Below are 17,836 nucleotides of genomic sequence, written 5' to 3' on the forward strand. Positions count from 1 at the left end.
AAAGGAATGGATAAAAAAACAGAAAATAGATATAAGAAAATAAAAAGAGACCAGAAAAAGCTAAAAGACCAAATTAAAAAAAGTGAAGAAGAATTAGAACTTTTAAGATTGGAAGAAGAGGAAATAGCTGGTCAAGAGATTATGGCTATATGTTATGAGCAGAAGATTAATCTTTTAGAAGCAGTAAAGGTTTTTACTGAGGCAGAAAAAACAAGAGGAAAGGAAAATAAAATATTTAAAGAATTTGAAAAGGAGAATTTAACCTATGGAAAAGAATAATAAGAAGAGAAAAGCTATAAAAATATTACTGGCACTTGCAATTACAAGTGTGGTTGGAATAAGTTTCGTGACTACAGTCTTTGCATTAGACACTAGCGGAGAACTTGAAAGAGAGTTTGTAATTGATGTTAATAGTCCTGAATCTACAAGGGATAAGGAAGATAATATCATAGTTGATGTAAATAAACCTTCATTAAATCCAGCAGAAACAGGGAATGGTTTTGTTGTTGATGTAAATAAGCCTAAGGAGGAATCAACTATACCAAAGGAAAATCCTTATGAACCGACAGATCCTAGTCAAGCAAGAGGGACTATTACAGAATCTGTTGGAGCAGATAATAAGGAATATCCAAGAAGGAGTGAGATAGTAGATGATATAGATGAACCTAGTGGTAGTCAAATGAAGGAAAGACCAAAGGCAGATGCAAGAGAATTTCTTACCTTCCAAACAAAAAGTGGTAAGGTATTCCATCTTATTATCAACCATGATGAGCCTGATTCCAATGTTCAACTCTTAACTGAGGTATCTGAACAAGATTTACTCAATATGATTGAGCAAGATGAGGAAAGAAATGGTATAGCTAAAGTCGAGGAAGAACCTAAAAAGGAAGTAGTAAAAAAAGAAGAACCTGAAAAAGAGGAACCTGGGAAGGAAGATTCTAAGGGTTCTTTTTTAATTGTCCTACTTATCGTAGCGGTAGTAGGTGGAGCAGGATATTACTTTAAGGTTGTAAAGGCTAATGAAGATGGATTTGATGATTTTGAAGATGATGAAATCCCAAATGATGATGATTTTTTTAGCAGTAGTGATGAAGAAGAAAGTAATGAAGAAGTAGAAGATGAAGATACTGAATATACAAAGGAGGATTTGATTTAATGGGTAAAAAAACTGGATTATTTAAAAAAATTTTAGCAGGAGTGCTTAGCTTTACTATAATGTGTGGGGTAGTGACTCCTGTATTGGCAAGTGAGAAAAAAGATAAGATAAGTTATGATGTAGATATGGTTATTGTAGTTGATATTTCAGGTTCAATGAGTGGAACTAAAATGACAAAGGCTAAAAAGTCAGCCAAAGATATGGCAGAGGCTATATGGAAGGAACAAGAAGCCTATAATATCAATACAAATACTGCACTTATTAGCTTTGAGTCTAATGTAATACATCATAAAAATGATGGGGTAGACTTCTTCCAGAAAAAAGATAAGAACAAGCTATTTAGTGTTATTGATGGGCTAGCTGCAAAAAATATGACCTTTACACAAGGAGGTCTTCATGAAGCAAGAATGATATTTAAAAACTCAACTGGAGATAAAAAAATTATAGTCCTTCTTTCAGATGGAGAAGCAAATCGTATCTATGAGCCAAAGATTGACATTGATGATTATATGAGTAACAACAAAAAGGTTCCTGAGGGAAGTTTCTATTATGATAAGGCAGGACAAGATACTAATACCAGTAAGGGTAAGTTTTGTGCCTTAGCAGAAGCTAACCTTGCAAAAAGTGATAATATTGATGTACTTGATATTTACACAGTAGCCGTTGATTGTAATGAGCAAGCAAAAGAGTTTTTAAAAGAAGTAGCAAGTGGAGATGATAAATTTAAGGATTCAGATACAGATGACCTAGAAGATACCTTCAAGGATCTAACTGATGAAATAAAGGATAAGATAGAAAAAGAAAAATTAGAAAAAGAACTTGAAGACCTTAATAATAAGATTGATGAATTGGATAAGGAGAAAGTAGAACTTGAAAAAGAGTTTGCTGAGGAAAGAGAGCAGGCAGCTAAGGATAAGGAAGAGCTTAATAAAGAAATTAATGACTTGAAAGACAAAACTGATGAACTTGAAAAAGCTAAGGAAAAATTAGAACAAGAACTGGCTGATGAGAAAGAAAAAACAGAAGAAGATAAGAAGGCTCTTGAAAAAGAGATAGAAGATCTTAATCAAAAAACTGACGAGTTAAATGAAGCCAAAGAAAGTCTAGAAAAAGAATTGGAAGATACAATTAATAAGATGGAGGAAGATAAAAAAGAACTTGAGAAGGAAATCTCAGAATTAAATAAAAATATTGAGGATTTAAGGAAGGAAAAGGATTCAGTAGAAGAAGAACTTAATAAGAAAATTGAAGAACTTGAAGACAAACTTAATCAGGAAAAGGCTGAGCATGAGAAGGACAAGGAAGAACTTGATAACAAGATTTCTGACCTTAATGATAAGCTAGACCAACTAGATAGGGAAAAAACAGAAATTGAAAATCAACTTGAAAAAGAAAAAGAGGAATCTAAGGCAGAAAGAGATCAATTAAAAGAAAATATTGATGACTTGGATAAGAAAATTGATGAAATAAATAAAGAAAAGGTAGAACTTGAAAAAGAACTAGCTGATGAAAAGAATAAGACAAAGGAGGAAAGGGAAAAACTTAAGGAAGAAATTGAGGAACTAAATAAGGAGCTTGATTCAATAAATAAGGAAAGAGAAGAGCTTGAAGACAAGCTAAATCAACTAATAGAAGATTTTGATAAGAAGGTAGAGAAACTAGAAGATGAAATTGATAAACTTTCTAAAGATAAGGATACACTTGAAGCAGATTTAAGAAAAGAAATAGAGAAGATGAATGAAGAGATAGAAGCTTTGAAAAAGGCGAAAGAAGAGATGAAAAAGGGGCTAGAAAATCAAAAAAATCAATCAAGTAAAGATAAAGAAAAATTAAATGATGAAATAAATAAACTTGATGATAAGATTTCTGACCTTAACAAAGAAAAGGGTAGACTTGAAAAAGACAACGAGAAATATAAAGAGAAATTTGAAAATCTTGAAGATGATGTAAGGGATTTAAGAGAAAGTCTTGAAAGAGAGAAGGACAAAAATAATCTTAAAGACATGAATTTGCCGGAAGGTGTTAAGGTCAATCAATGGTATCCTGAAAAATTTGTAACTTTGCCTGATAAGAAAACTTATGATGATGGTGAAGATATTGATATGAATGGTATGAATATGAGATTTACTCGTGTAATAAAGAGTAATGGAAAGTATATAAGAGAAACAGAAGATGTTTATTATAGAGATTTCAAGAATAATTATAGGGGTTGGGAGTTCAATTTAAAAACAAAGACTGCAAAATATGATGGGTCAACAAATGGAAAGATGAAAATAGTATTTACATTTTCACTTAAAAAACCTGACCAGTCCTGGTAAAAAGAAAAAGTAAATAGATGAATAATGGCGGCTTGGATAAGTATAAAATCTGAGCCGCTATTTTTTTGTCCAAAAAAGAAATGGAGGAAGTAAATTGAAATTAGTAATAGCAGAAAAACCAAGTGTAGCAATGAGTATTGCCAAGGTCATAGGTGCAAATTCAAGAAAAGATGGATACCTTGAAGGAAATAATTATATTGTAAGTTGGTGCGTAGGACATCTTATTAGGATGAGTAGTCCAGAGAGTTATGATGGAAGATATAAAAGATGGAGTATAGCAGATCTTCCTATATTTCCTGATAACTACAAATATGAAGTTTCAAAATATACCAAGAAGCAGTATAGCATCCTAAAAAAATTATTTGCAGATAAGAGAGTTGTAGAAGTTGTTAATGCCTGTGATGCTGGAAGAGAGGGAGAGCTTATCTTTCGTCTTGTTTATAATCAGGCGAGGTGTAAAAAGCCTATAAAAAGACTTTGGATTTCATCAATGGAAGATAAGGCTATAAAGGAAGGTTTTAATAATCTTAAAGATGGAATAGAATATGAAAATTTATATAGGTCTGCACTAGCAAGAGGACAGGCTGATTGGCTTGTAGGAATGAATCTTTCAAGATATTATTCTTGCCTTCATAATAATAACTATTCAGTAGGTAGGGTACAAACACCGACACTTTCAATGGTTGTAGATAGGGATAAGTCTATAAGAAATTTTGAAAAAGAAAAGTATTTTACAGTCCAGATAGATGCTAACAATATGAAACTAGAAACATCAAGGATTGATGAAAAAGAGAAAGCTGATAAGTTACTTTCATCTATTCCTGGGATTATTGAGATAAAGGAAATAGAGAAGAAGAGAAAAATTACTAGACCTGATAGGCTTTTTGATTTAACAACACTTCAAAGAGAATGTAACAAGTATTTTGGATATAGTGCAAAACAGACTTTAGATTATGCACAGAGCCTTTATGAAAAGAAACTTATAACCTATCCAAGGACAGATAGTAGGTTTCTTACTGATGATATGGTTGATAATGTTAAAAGGTATGTAGATTCCTTTGGTAATGACTTTGATGGGAAGAATTTTAAGAGTATTTTTGACTCTAAGAAGGTTACAGATCACACTGCGATAATTCCAACAAGTGCTTCCCTTGATTTTGATACTACAAGTTTACAAGGCTCAGAAGAAAAAGTATTTGAACTTATAAAAGTAAAGCTTTTAGCAGCAAGATCAGAAAATCTTATTACTGAAAATACTAAGATTATATGTAATGTTGAAGGCTATGAATTTACAACCACAGGAACAGTAGTAATAGATGAAGGATATACCAAATACCTTACTTCTTATACAAAGAAAAAAGAAGATAAGGTTCTTCCTAAGCTAGATAAAGGCGACAAGCTTAAGGTAGAGAGTAAGAAAATAAATGAGAAATATACTAATCCACCTAAGCATTATACAGAAGACACCTTGCTTAAGGCTATGGAACTTGCTGGAAGTGAAGCAAGGCAAGATATGGAGCTAGAACGTAAAGGACTTGGAACTCCAGCAACAAGGGCTGGAATACTTGAAAACCTAATTAATAAGGAACTTATAAAAAGAGATGAAAGGAAACTTATTTCAACAGAGAAGGGGGAGCAGTTAGTATCCTTAGTAGCAGACTTCCTTAGAAATCCAAATACAACAGTAGATTGGGAAGTGAAACTTTATGAAATCTCAGAGGGAAAAGCTGATTTAAAGGATTTTATAGGAGATGTAGAAAAAAGAATAAGGGAAGTTATTTCACAAAAATGAAAGTGGTAGAGCTTTTCGGTGGTATAGGTGCTATAAGGAAGGCTTATATCAATAGTAAAATTCCCTTTGAGATAGTAGATTATGTTGAAATAGATAGAAACTGTGTTAAAAGTTATAATGCACTTTTCAATAAAAATTATGAGCCACTAAGTGTATGCAATTATAGTCTTCCAGATAAAAAAATTGATTTACTAATGCATGGTAGTCCCTGCCAGGATTTTTCTAGGGTAGGAGAAAAACTTGGTGGGAAAAAAGGAAGTGGAACAAGGAGCAGTCTATTATTTGAAACAATAAGGATAATAGAGGAAAGACAAGACAAGCCTAGATGGGTAATATGGGAAAATGTTAAGGGAGTTCTTGATAGAAAAATGAGAGCTTCCTTTTTTTATTATCTTGAAGAAATGGGAAGGCTAGGTTATGAAACAAAATATGAGATTCTTAATTCAATAAATTTTGGGATACCACAAAAAAGAGAAAGGATTTTTGCTATTAGCTATCTAGGCAAAAATCCTTTTAAATTTGAAAACCTAAAACACAAGGAAACCAAACATTTATCAGATTTCCTTGAAAAAGATGTAATGAAGACTTATGGAGATATATTTTTAGTCAAGCAGCCTTCAATGTTAAAAATACTCTATGATCCAGAATATAAGCCAAAATTTCAAGGAAGACTTCAAGTAATAGAAGACTTTTGCTACACCATATCTACTAAGCAAGTAAGAGTCCCTAACTCTGGAATACTTGCTATAGGTGATAACAGGTATAGGTATCTTACTGAAAGAGAATGTTTTAGGTTGATGGGATTTGATGATAGTGATTTTGATAAGCTTATTAAGATTTTTCCAAGAAGAAAAAACTGTATGTCAAGTATTCTGTATAAACAGGCAGGCAACAGTATAGTGGTTAATGTCCTTGAAGAGATAGTAAAGGAAATCCAAAATTGTAGCTTATAAGCTTATAAAGATGGGTGATGGAGTAAAATCTATTACCCTTTTACTATATGAGGAGGATGAAACATATGAGAATAAATGATTTTGAACATTTAATTCAAGAGATAAAGGCAAAGGCTCTATCTGATAGTGACGAATATATTTCTCTTATGAGAACCGTTGGAAACAACTATAAATATGATTTTACTAGTCAGCTTAGTATCTACAACAGAAATACTAATGCAAGAGCCTGTGGAGAATTTGACTTTTGGAGAAAGAAATTTAATAGAACTGTAAAGCGTGGCGAAAGAGGAATTCCCATATATAAGAATTATGGAGGATATGGCAAAGTAACCTATATTTTTGATCTAAGTCAGACTGTATCAATGACAAGAGCCACAAATCAGGTGGAATTATGGGAGTTAACCAATGGGGAAGATAGCTTAAGGGGAGTTTTAGGGTTTGATGGAGCTTTTAGTGAAGATGAAATGAAGGATATGACAATAGATGAAATCCTTGAAAATATTGCATATACAGAAGTAATCAACAAGGGTAACTATCTTTTAAATGAACTTAAGATAGCTCCTAATTATAGAAAAATCTTTAATGATTTTCTTACAGAATCCTTAAAAATAGGATATGCTGCAAGGCTTGATATAAATTATGAAGCTGATAGAAATAAGATTAATGATATCCTTGGAAGTCTTGATGAAATTTCACTAACAATAGTAGGTAATGAGCTAAATTTAATGGTGACAGACATCCTTGAAAGAACAGTAGCTATAGATAAAGAGATTGATAAAAATAAGGTGCTGACAAAAGGAGCAATTGAGCGGTACAATGAAAATAGAGAAATAACAGATAAGGAAGAAAAAATAGGAGGGATAGATGATGAGTTTCGAGGAAATGTTGGAAGAATATCTGATGGAAGAGAAGGTAGAGAACGAGTATCAGATGATATTTGGGGAATGCGAGACATCGGAAGAGATAATCTTGAAGATGAAGGAAGTAACAGAGAAAGTTCTAATGAAGGATCAGACACACCTGACTCACAGATTCGCCCAGGCGAGACTGAACTTCATGGTAGAGGAGAAAGAGAGATTATTCCAAGAGATGTTCCTGGAGAAAAGCCTTATGAAGCATCTTCTAGAAGTGGAAGAGACAGCCAAGAGGTTCATAGAGATGGAGAAACCGAGGATGATGGAAAGCTTTGGGCTGACAGAGGAACTGAAGGCAGAAGATTGGATGAAGTGGACAGGTCTTATGGAGAACCTGAATCACGAGTTGAGGGAGATGGCAATGAAGGAGTACGTTTACAATTAGATGAAGAAATAAGCATAGATGAGGACCAGGGAGTAGATGATGAATCTGCTTCCTTTTTTGTTCCAGAATACTATTCAAAAGCTAATCCTCAAGAACTTATGAATGAAGAAATCTTAGAAAATGTTCCTAAACTAGGAGAAACTGAAGAAATATCTGCAGCAGATAAAACAGTTCATGCAGCATATATTATTCCATTTAGAAGTAATTGGACCTGGTATTTGACAGAGTATGATCCTGAAACAGAAGATGCTTATGGTCTTGTAGCAGGTCTTGAACCAGAATGGGGCTACTTTAATCTTAAGGAACTTAGGAAAATTGGAGCAGAAAGACTTGTTCTTGAAGATTTTCCTAAAACATTTAAGGAATTAAGGGATAGTGAACTTAAAAAACAATTAAGCGAAGAAGAAATTCATAGAGTATTCTTTGGAGAACTTGATGATTTTACAAGAAATGAAGTTTCACAAGAGGTAGACCCAGAAATTCTTTTTATGCAAGGGGAAGAACAAATAGATGAAGAACTTATTGCAGCTAAAGTAGGTACAGAATTTATTATAATTCCAAAAAGCAATCTTAATCATATAGAACTTGATAAAGATGAAAGACAGGTTTTAGTTGATGGTGTAGAATATCAACTTTATAAGGGTAAAAACTTTGAAGACTCAAGAGAAATAGAGATTTTTATGGATGAAGAAGGTTATAAAACCTATAAAATAAATGATTATCTTATAGATTTAAAAGACCAAGAGTTAAATAGAGTGCCTATTGCTAGGGATGATGTTATAAAAATGTGGGACAATCCTTTTATTATTACAAGTGTAAGAGAAGATATGCTTCTTATAGAAATGCTTCCTTATGAATTGAAAGAAGAATATATTATTGATGCAAGACAGGTAAGAAGGCTTCAATTTGAAAGCATAGATGAATTTAATGAGTTTATTTATACTACTGAACTTTATGACTTTGATGAAGAAAAAGCTAAAGAAGATGAACAAATGACTTTTTCTTTTGGAGGTTTTGAAGATATAGAAGATAGACAAGAAGACGAAAGAGAAACCCCTAAGATTGAAAATTTTGTTATTACTGATGAAATTATTCCTGAAAGCCTTCCACCACAAGAAAGGCTGGAGAATAATATTAATGCTATAAAAGTCCTTAAAACTTTGGAAAAAGAAAATAGGGAAGCAAATAGAGAAGAACAAGAAATTCTTGCTAAGTATGTAGGCTGGGGTGGTCTATCAGAGGTATTTGATGAAAGTAAAACAGGACAATGGGAAAGGGCAAGGAACTTTCTTAAAGAAAACCTTAGTCTAAGTGAATATGAGGACTGTGAAGAATCTACACTTACGGCTTTTTATACTCCTAAAACAGTTATTGATGGAATCTATCAAGCACTTGAAAACATGGGATTTGAAAATGGGAATATACTTGAGCCTTCATGTGGAGTTGGTAGCTTTATGGGAAGCCTTCCTGAAAGCATGAAGAAATCAAAGGTTTATGGTGTAGAGCTTGATAGTATATCAGGCAATATAGCAAGAAAATTATATCCCGAAAACAATGTACAGGTTAAGGGATTTGAGGAAACCTCATTTTCCAATAACTTTTTTGATGTGGCAATTGGCAATGTTCCATTTGGAGAATTTAAAGTAAATGATAGATTATATGACAAGAACAACTTTTTAATTCATGACTATTTCTTTGCTAAGTCAATAGACAAGGTAAGAAGTGGTGGAGTAATTGCATTTATTACTTCCAGTGGGACAATGGATAAAAAGGATGATTCAATTCGTAGATATCTAGGTGCAAAATGTGAGCTTCTTGGAGCTATAAGACTTCCAAATAATACTTTCAAGGGTATGGCTGGAACTGAAGTAACTAGTGATATTATTTTCCTTAAAAAGAAGGAATCAGTAATAGAAAGAGAAGAGCCATGGTATGAACTTGGAATAGATGATAAGGGTTTAAGTTACAACAAATATTTTGTCGAAAATCCACAAATGGTACTTGGTCAAATGACAGAGGTATCTGGTCGATTTGGGAAGACCACTACCTGTCAAGCCAAGGATAATCATGATTTAAAATCTGAACTTTCACAAGCTATAAACAAGATTCAAGGAAAGATTGAGCCTATAAAAGTTGAAAGAGAGGAAGGAGAAAAAGAAGCTGAGATTATTCCAGCTGATGAAAATGTAAAGAACTTCTCATTCACCGAAAAAGATGGAAAGGTCTATATGAGAGAAGACTCTATAATGAGAGAAGTGGATAGGAATGATAAAGACCTAGATAAAATCAGAGATTATATAGCTCTTGGAAATGCTCTTAGAGAAGTGATTGATTTACAGTTAGAAGATAGAAGTGAAGTTGAGATTAAACTAGCTCAGAAAAAACTTAATGATATATATGATGAATTTAGCAAGAAAAATGGCTTTATAAATGGAAGAATGAATACAAGGCTTTTATCTGAGGATAGTAATTTTGCTCTTATTTCAAGTATTGAAAAACTTGAGGAAGGAAAGTTCAAGGAAAAGGGCGATATATTTACAAAACGAACAATAAAAAAGGCTGTGCCAGTAACTCATGTGGACACACCAGACGAATCCCTTATTCTTTCTATTGCAGAAAAAGGAAGAGTAGACCTTGGATATATGGAGGAACTTACAGACCTTGATGAAAAAGTCTTAGTAGAGAGTTTAAAAGGCAAGATCTTTCTTGATATTAAGGAATTTGACAGAGAAAACAATGCACTTCCCTTTACAGAGAAAGAAAAGCACAATCCTATGGCATTTAACTATGTAAGTGCTGATGAATATTTAAGTGGAAACATCAGAGATAAGATAAATGTTTTAAATGAATATATAAATTATATTGAGGGTTCTATAGGCTTTATGGATAAGGATAATTCTAATTTCAAACAAATAGAAGACAATCTTGCAAACCTCAAAATACAAAAACTGAGCCTTAAGGAAGTAATGCCAAAGGAACTCACTGCTTCAGAAATCACAGTAAGACTTGGAGCTACATGGATACCAGAAAAAGATGTAGAAAACTTTATCTTTGAAACTCTTAAAACACCAGGATTTGCAAGATGGGATATTCATGTTAGATACTCACCTTTTACAGCTGAATGGAGAATTGAGGGTAAGAGCAAGGATGGAGGAAATGACCTTGCAAATATGACCTATGGTACTAGTAGAGTTAATGCTTATAAGATTATAGAAGATGCCCTTAATCTTAAAGAAACAAAGGTATGGGATAGGGTTACAAATCCTGATGGTAGTAGGTCTTCCATACTCAATAAAAAAGAAACAATGCTTGCAAGTCAGAAACAGGAACTTTTAAAAGAAGAGTTTAAAAATTGGATATTTAAAGATCCAGACAGGAGACACCGTTTAGAAAAGCTTTATAATGAAAAATTTAATTCTGTGCGTAACAGGGAATATGATGGAAGTAATATTCGCTTTGAAGGCATGAATTCAGGTATTATCCTTAAAGACCATCAAAAAAATGCAGTTGCAAGAACACTTTATGGTGGAAATTCCCTTCTTGCCCATACAGTAGGTGCAGGTAAGACCTTTGAAATGATTGCTTCTGCAATGGAGTCAAAAAGGCTTGGAATGAGTAACAAGGCATTATTTGTAGTGCCTAACCATCTAACTGAACAAATAGGAAGGGACTTTATGGAACTTTATCCTGGAGCAAATATTATGGTTGCTACCAAGAAAGATTTCCAACCTAAGAATAGAAAGAGATTCATAGGTAAGATTGCAACAGGAGAATATGATGCAGTTATTATAGGCCATTCACAATTTGAAAAGATACCTATGAGTAAAGAATATCAAGAAAATCATATAAATAGGGAAATTGAAGGGATTCTAGAATACATTGAAGAGTATAAGTATGACAGAAGTCAAAATTTCACAGTAAAGCAGCTACAAAATACTAAAAAGAAACTTGAAAGTAGATTAAAAAAACTTAACGATGATTTTAAAAAAGATGACGTGGTTACTTTCGAGGAACTAGGAATTGATAAGCTTTTTGTGGATGAAGCCCATAATTATAAAAATCTATTTCTTTATACAAAAATGAGAAATGTGGCAGGAATAGGTCAGAGTGAAGCACTCAAATCTTCTGATATGTTTATGAAATGTCGATATTTAGATGAAATGACAGGAGGAAAGGCAGTAGTATTTGCTACAGGTACTCCAGTGTCAAACAGTATGACCGAGCTTTATACCATGCAACGCTATCTTCAATATGATGAACTTGAAAAGAATAACCTACAACATTTTGATTCATGGGCCAGTACATTTGGTGAGACTGTAACGGCAGTAGAGCTTTCACCTGAAGGAGATAAATATAGAGCTAAAACAAGGTTTAGCAAATTCTATAACCTTCCTGAGCTTATGGGCATGTTTAAAGAAGTGGCAGATATAAAAACAGCTGATATGCTTGATTTAAAAGTTCCTGAAGCGGAATATGAAACTATAGTGACAAAGCCTACAGACGAACAGAAAGAGGTCTTAAAAGGCATCTCAGAGCGAGCAGACAGGGTAAGAGATAGAAGGGTTGAACCAGAAGAAGATAATATGTTAAAAATCACGAATGATGGTAAAAAACTAGCCCTTGACCAAAGGCTTATCAATCCTCTTTTACCTGATGATCCTGATAGCAAGGTCAATGTATGTGTAAAAAATATTTTTTCTATCTGGGATAAAACAAGGGATAATCGTTCAACCCAACTAGTATTTTCTGATATGTCTACCCCAAAGAATGATGGAAGTTTTAATGTTTATGATGATATAAGGGACAAGCTTTTGAATATGGGTATTCCAGAAAAAGAAATAGCATTTATCCATGATGCTAATACAGAAAAACAGAAGGATGAACTATTTTCTAAAGTCCGTAAAGGCCATGTAAGGATTCTTTTAGGGTCTACCCAAAAGATGGGAACAGGTACTAATGTACAAAATAGACTTATTGCTACCCATGACCTTGATGTGCCATGGAGACCTGCAGATTTGGAACAGAGGGCGGGTCGTATTGTAAGACGTGGTAATAAAAATGACAAGGTTAAGATATTTAGATATGTTACTGAGAATACTTTTGATAGTTATTTGTGGCAGACAATAGAAAATAAGCAGAAATTCATCTCACAGATTATGACTTCAAAAACACCTGCTAGAGTGGCGGAAGATGTTGATGAGAATACTCTTTCTTATGCTGAAATTAAAGCCCTTGCAACAGGTAACCCTTTAATAAAAGAAAAGATGGACCTGGATATTGAAGTAACCAAATTAAAAATGCTTGAAGGAAACTACAAGAGCAATCTTTATAGCTTGGAAGATAAGATTATAAAGACCTATCCAAGAGAAATTGAAAAATATAAGAAGCTTATTGAAGGTGCTAAAAGTGATATTGATAGAACTAGGCCACAGGGAACAGGTGATAATAAGTTTACTTCCATAAAAATCGGCGATGAAATAATTACAGATAGAAAACTTGCAGGAGATAAAATCCTTGAAGCAGTTAAGGGAGTGAAACTAAGAGATAAAAAGCTTATTGGAGAATACAGAGGATTTCCTATAGAAGTAACCTATAACTTCCTTACAAATGAGCATAATTTTAATTTAAAAGGCTCAAACAATCATTATGGAGATTTAGGACAAAATAGGGATGGAAATATTACAAGAATGGATAATGTCTTGGAGAGGATTCCTGATAGTTTAAAAAGATTTGAAGAAAAGCTTGAAGCTACCAAAGAACAAATTGAAATTGCTAAGGAAGAAGTAAATAAACCTTTTGATAAGGCTGAGGAATTAAAAAACAAGACAATAAGACTCACAGAAATTAATAGACTTCTTGATATGGGAGAAGTGGAAGACCTAGAAAATCTAAATCCCCTTATAGAGGATATTAAAAGGCTTATTATTGATTATTGCAATAGAGAATTTGGAGAAGACCATGCTTATGATGACTTCAATAAACTTTTCCCTGATGAAGGCCATATTGGACTTGCCTATACAACTACAGAAGATGGGAAACACGAAATACAATATGAAATAAGTCTTAAAGATTATTCATGGACACAGTATGTAGATAATAAAGAAGTATCTCATGGAAGTTATCTTGAAAGTGAGGATGATGAGTCTGTAAGCAAAGAAGAAGCTCTTAAAAAGCTTAAACTCGAACTTGAACATGGAGATTTTGATGAATATGTAAGGGTTGATGAGAAAGACTTAAGAGGGAAACTTGGACTTGAAATTGACGATGATGGAAATTTCTATGATCCACTTGCAAAAGACCTAGATAATGATGGGATTCCAGATAGGTATGATAATGACTTTAGAAGTAGTAATTATTTTGAATCAACTTATGATGTTGATGGCCTTAAGAAGGATGATAAGGAATCTACACTTGGGCAACTTGAAAAATTTAAAGCCAAAATTAAAGAAGAAACAAGCTCATTACTGGATGAGAAAGATAAAGAAAAGAATAAGGGTGCAAGATAATATACTACTTTGATTTTTGGTGAATTCTATGAATTCATAAAAAACGAAGTCCACAGGGGTTATCAGGGGGTGTAGCCTCCTGATGTCCTAATAAAAAGCTCTGAGGAAACTCGGAGCTTAACTTTTTGGGAAAATAGTAAACTAAGGGTTTAAAACAAATAAGAATAAAAACTATAAGGAGGAGTTTTATGCTTAACAAAAAAAACAAAAATAGATTGCTCCAATACTTTGGTCTTAATAGCCATAGTGAAATGATGGCATATATTAGAGAAAATCAAGATGATGAAAAAGTTAAGGAAATAAAAGAATTATTCAAACCTCACCTTACAAATCTTGATGAGGAGGTGGATGGGAATGAAAAATAATTTGTATAAAGAATTTAATTGTAATAGCAAGGAAGAACTTTATGAAAAAATAAAAAATCAAGATGATGAAATAAGACCTCTTATAGAATTCCTAGATTATGCTAGAGTTAATATTAAAAATAGTAGACAAGCAATAAATAGTCCTGATACCTTTGTAGATTATGTAAAGTCAACAACTTTACCTACTAAAGATACTGGGACTATTATTTTTGCAAATACAAAAAACCATCCTGTTCATCTTAAGAGAACTAGACTAAGTTGGAAAAACAGCATAAAAGAGGCCTTAAGAGAGGGCTTAATGGCAGGAGCTAATAGTGTATTTCTAGCCTTTTCTAATGATACTCCTAATAAAAGAATAGAGGAAACTAAAGAATATTTTGAAAAAATAGGAATGAAGATTATAGATACTATTGGCTACAATAAACAAAATAATAGTTTCATATCAAAGGTAGCAGGAAGAAGCTACTATTCGACTAAGACCTATGAAATAGCCAGTGATTCAGAAAATGCTTATGGAGAAAAGGATTATAGCCTTAAGGATAAGTATGAAGATTTTACAAGCTATTTTGCTAGTAATGAACTTATAAATTTAAATGTGGTAGAAAATGTAGAAGAAATAAAGGAAGTTTTAAAAATAGGATTTCAACACCATCAACAAGAGATTTTTGGTGTTCTAATTTATGATAGTAATGAAAAGATTATTGGAGCAGAAGAGCTTTTTAAAGGAGCTACTGATGCTGCAATAGTAGATTTAAAAATTATAGCTAGGACTCTATTTAATTATCAGGATGTAAAGGGAATGGCAGTATTTCATAATCATCCTAGTGGCAATCCTACTCCTAGCAGAGAAGATATAGAAATGACTAAAAAGATAAAAAATGTAACTGAAATTTTTGAAATAGAACTTCTGGATCATTTTATAGTTGGCAAAGAAAAAACCCTATCTTTTTCACAAGAAGTTAGTGGTTTTCAAAGTGAAAATCTGAGCTATCAAGATAAGCTAGGGCAAATGTCAATTGTTAAAGAAGATAAGAATATTTATGATATGGAAAAAGTTACTCTTGAGGTTGGAGATAAAATAAAAACTGCTCTATCAGATGAAACTATTGTTTTGGATATAGATAAAGACAATGCTATTTTATTTGATGGAAGACAATTTGTTGAGGTTTATGGCTTACAGAGTGATAATGGAAAGTTTTTTTGGAATCATGGCAACTATTCTGATAGCTATCCTCAAAAGAAAGATAGTCAGATAATAGATACTATAAATAAGATGATAGATGAGGACTACGAGGGTTTCGTTAAAGCTTTGATTACAATAGAAACGGGAATAGATAATCCAGACCTATTAGATGAGCTTTACGATAGATTTATGCATAATGATGGGGTAAATCTAATAAATGATTATTTTGACGAGGTTATATATGATTTAGAAGATGAAATTACAATTGGTAAAGAAAAAGTTATGGAGACAGAAGGGAAGCTAAATAAGGATAATGAGCTTTTTGAAAAGATGGATGACTTTATAAATTCCTATACAGAACTATCTAATGCTATGTATGATGCGGACTATGATTTTGCAGATTCCTATCCATTAGAGAAGTCCTTTCATGATATAGACTTTATAGATTGGGTTGAGGCAACTAAGACAAAATTATCTGAAGAGAAAAAAGGAATGAATGTTGAAAGAATAAATGCTATTACAGATAAAGAAGATAGTAAAAAAGAATCAACTATTGCAAAACTTAATAAATTCAAAGACAAGGTGTCAAAAGATGCTATGGAGAAATCACAGGAGAAAATGGGAGTCACGAAGAATAATAGGGAGATGTAATGACAGTAGCATAAGCAACTACTGGATATGGGGCAGGCTTTGGTCTGTCCCTTCTTTTTTTATGTAACCATTTAATTTTATGTATACTCAAACAACTATAATTATGATATAATCAAATATGGATATAATTTACGCAAACATATAGAAGTATTATATATAGAAAATAAATAAGGAGGATATATATGGGATTCAGCTACAATAAACTTTGGAAGATTCTAATTGATGAAGATATGAATAAAACAGATTTTCAGAAAGCCGTTGAATTGAGTCCTACCACAGTAGCAAAACTAGGTAAGAATGAAACAGTAAATATGGAAATTTTAGCCCGCATTTGCGATTATTTTAATTGTGGAATAGAAGATATAGTTACTTATAGTCCTAGAAAAAAAACTAATGAAGATGAGAATAAATAAGGAGGTACTTTATGGATAGTAAGACACCATATATAGCTTCCCTCACAAGAGAACCTTTTATGTATTATGAAATGAAAATAACTGCAAAGTTACTTGAGGAAGGATTAAGCGAAAAAGAAGCTATAGAAAAAATATTTAAAGAAAATCTATATCAATATCCTACAGAAAGAAGTCTTAAAATGAGAGCAAGAGCTTGCTTAAAAAGATTAAATGCTCTAGAAGATGAAGAGCTTGTATCATGGATTATAAATAGACCTTTAGATATTTCAAGACAAGTATGCCTATATGCAATGATGAAAGATTCAAGACTTATATGGGAGTTTATGATTACTGTTATTGGAGAGAAATACAGAACCCGTAATTTTTCCTATAGTAGAATGGATCTAAATGTATTTTTCACAAGACTTCAGGAACAGAATAATACCGTAGCAAGTTGGAGTGACTCAACAATTAACAAGCTTAAGTCTGTATTAGGAGGTCTTTTAAAAGAAAACGGATATATAGATAAAACGAATTCTAAGAGTCTTAATGAAGTGCTTTTAGACTATAAATTAAAAGATAAAATAATTGAAAATGGAGATGCAACTTGTCTTCCAGCTTTCAATTATTTTGAGTAAAGGGGGCAGCAGAGTGAGCAATATAAATGAAAAACTTGATAGATTAAGAAGCTTGTTTCAAGATCCAGATTTTCTTACGGGAAAAGGACTTAGTAACGAAGTAAATATAAGAATGTTCTGCTATGAGCCTGAAGATGAAATGGCTGTAAGACATTTTACAAAGCAACTTGAAAAGGATAATTCGCTGGATTGCAATCTTATTTGCTATAATCTATATCATGTGTTTTTGGAAATATGTGAGGAAAAAAATATTATAGATAAGATTCCAGCTATGGAAGAAAAAAAAGGAAGTGATTTCCTTAAGGATAGAATATTAAAATTCTCAACAACAAAAGCTTTTGCAGAAAAAATGCAGTATGAGCCACATGAAAAAGGAGATGTTCTTCTACTTACAGGAGTAGGAGAGGTATATCCCTTTATGAGAGTTCATTCTCTTTTAGAAGAATTACAGACAGGATTTGATGACATTCCTATAGTTGTTCTTTATCCAGGAAGTTTTAATGGCAGATCGGTAATATTATTTAATGAATTTACACCAAATGAGTACTATAGGGCATTTAATATAATTTAGGAAGTGGGAGGG

The 17,836-nt window shown here is 32.5% G+C and carries 11 protein-coding genes; all 11 read left to right on the top strand.

The window, feature by feature from the left end; genetic code table 11:
* Positions 1 to 6: 6 nt before the first annotated feature.
* Positions 7 to 279 (top strand): hypothetical protein, encoded by a 273-nt coding sequence (locus EQM13_RS01180; protein WP_078054340.1) that lies wholly within the window; start codon positions 7 to 9, stop codon positions 277 to 279.
* A complete protein-coding gene (locus EQM13_RS01185; protein ID WP_128751691.1) occupies positions 266 to 1,156 on the top strand; it encodes a CD1107 family mobile element protein in 891 nt (296 codons plus the stop codon). Before EQM13_RS01180 ends, EQM13_RS01185 begins: the two co-directional genes overlap by 14 nt.
* A complete protein-coding gene (locus tag EQM13_RS01190; protein ID WP_128751692.1) occupies positions 1,156 to 3,474 on the top strand; it encodes a VWA domain-containing protein in 2,319 nt (772 codons plus the stop codon). Before EQM13_RS01185 ends, EQM13_RS01190 begins: the two co-directional genes overlap by 1 nt.
* A gap of 94 nt (positions 3,475 to 3,568) precedes the next feature.
* On the top strand, positions 3,569 to 5,266 hold the full coding sequence (locus EQM13_RS01195) for a DNA topoisomerase 3 (RefSeq protein WP_128751693.1): 1,698 nt from the start codon (positions 3,569 to 3,571) through the stop codon (positions 5,264 to 5,266).
* Positions 5,263 to 6,219: a DNA cytosine methyltransferase gene (locus tag EQM13_RS01200; protein WP_128751694.1), complete on the top strand. Its 957-nt coding sequence runs from the start codon at positions 5,263 to 5,265 to the stop codon at positions 6,217 to 6,219. The genes EQM13_RS01195 and EQM13_RS01200 overlap by 4 nt, the downstream gene beginning before the upstream one ends.
* Before the next feature lie 65 nt (positions 6,220 to 6,284).
* A complete protein-coding gene (locus EQM13_RS01205; RefSeq protein ID WP_128751695.1) occupies positions 6,285 to 14,024 on the top strand; it encodes a helicase-related protein in 7,740 nt (2,579 codons plus the stop codon).
* A 188-nt stretch (positions 14,025 to 14,212) separates the two neighbouring features.
* The gene (locus EQM13_RS18120; protein ID WP_161567137.1) at positions 14,213 to 14,389 is read left to right on the top strand and encodes a hypothetical protein; all 177 of its coding nucleotides are present in this window, start codon (positions 14,213 to 14,215) and stop codon (positions 14,387 to 14,389) included.
* Entirely contained in the window at positions 14,379 to 16,223 is a 1,845-nt protein-coding gene (locus tag EQM13_RS01210; RefSeq protein ID WP_161567138.1) for a JAB domain-containing protein, read from the top strand. Before EQM13_RS18120 ends, EQM13_RS01210 begins: the two co-directional genes overlap by 11 nt.
* 182 nt (positions 16,224 to 16,405) lie before the next feature.
* Entirely contained in the window at positions 16,406 to 16,636 is a 231-nt protein-coding gene (locus tag EQM13_RS01215; protein WP_128751697.1) for a helix-turn-helix domain-containing protein, read from the top strand.
* An 11-nt stretch (positions 16,637 to 16,647) separates the two neighbouring features.
* Positions 16,648 to 17,253, top strand: coding sequence for a DUF1819 family protein (locus EQM13_RS01220; RefSeq protein WP_128751698.1), 606 nt, complete (start codon positions 16,648 to 16,650; stop codon positions 17,251 to 17,253).
* A 13-nt stretch (positions 17,254 to 17,266) separates the two neighbouring features.
* Positions 17,267 to 17,824: a DUF1788 domain-containing protein gene (locus tag EQM13_RS01225; protein WP_128751699.1), complete on the top strand. Its 558-nt coding sequence runs from the start codon at positions 17,267 to 17,269 to the stop codon at positions 17,822 to 17,824.
* Positions 17,825 to 17,836: the final 12 nt, after the last annotated feature.

This window comes from Acidilutibacter cellobiosedens, assembly GCF_004103715.1.
In the GTDB taxonomy this organism is placed as follows: Bacteria; Bacillota; Clostridia; order Tissierellales; family Acidilutibacteraceae; genus Acidilutibacter; species Acidilutibacter cellobiosedens.

Coding starts and splice junctions, on each gene's coding strand:
- EQM13_RS18120 (WP_161567137.1), top strand. CDS start 14,213: ATGCTTAACAAAAAAAACAAAAATAGATTGCTCCAATACTTTGGTCTT.
- EQM13_RS01180 (WP_078054340.1), top strand. CDS start 7: ATGGATAAAAAAACAGAAAATAGATATAAGAAAATAAAAAGAGACCAG.
- EQM13_RS01200 (WP_128751694.1), top strand. CDS start 5,263: ATGAAAGTGGTAGAGCTTTTCGGTGGTATAGGTGCTATAAGGAAGGCT.
- EQM13_RS01220 (WP_128751698.1), top strand. CDS start 16,648: ATGGATAGTAAGACACCATATATAGCTTCCCTCACAAGAGAACCTTTT.
- EQM13_RS01190 (WP_128751692.1), top strand. CDS start 1,156: ATGGGTAAAAAAACTGGATTATTTAAAAAAATTTTAGCAGGAGTGCTT.
- EQM13_RS01215 (WP_128751697.1), top strand. CDS start 16,406: ATGGGATTCAGCTACAATAAACTTTGGAAGATTCTAATTGATGAAGAT.
- EQM13_RS01205 (WP_128751695.1), top strand. CDS start 6,285: ATGAGAATAAATGATTTTGAACATTTAATTCAAGAGATAAAGGCAAAG.
- EQM13_RS01210 (WP_161567138.1), top strand. CDS start 14,379: ATGAAAAATAATTTGTATAAAGAATTTAATTGTAATAGCAAGGAAGAA.
- EQM13_RS01185 (WP_128751691.1), top strand. CDS start 266: ATGGAAAAGAATAATAAGAAGAGAAAAGCTATAAAAATATTACTGGCA.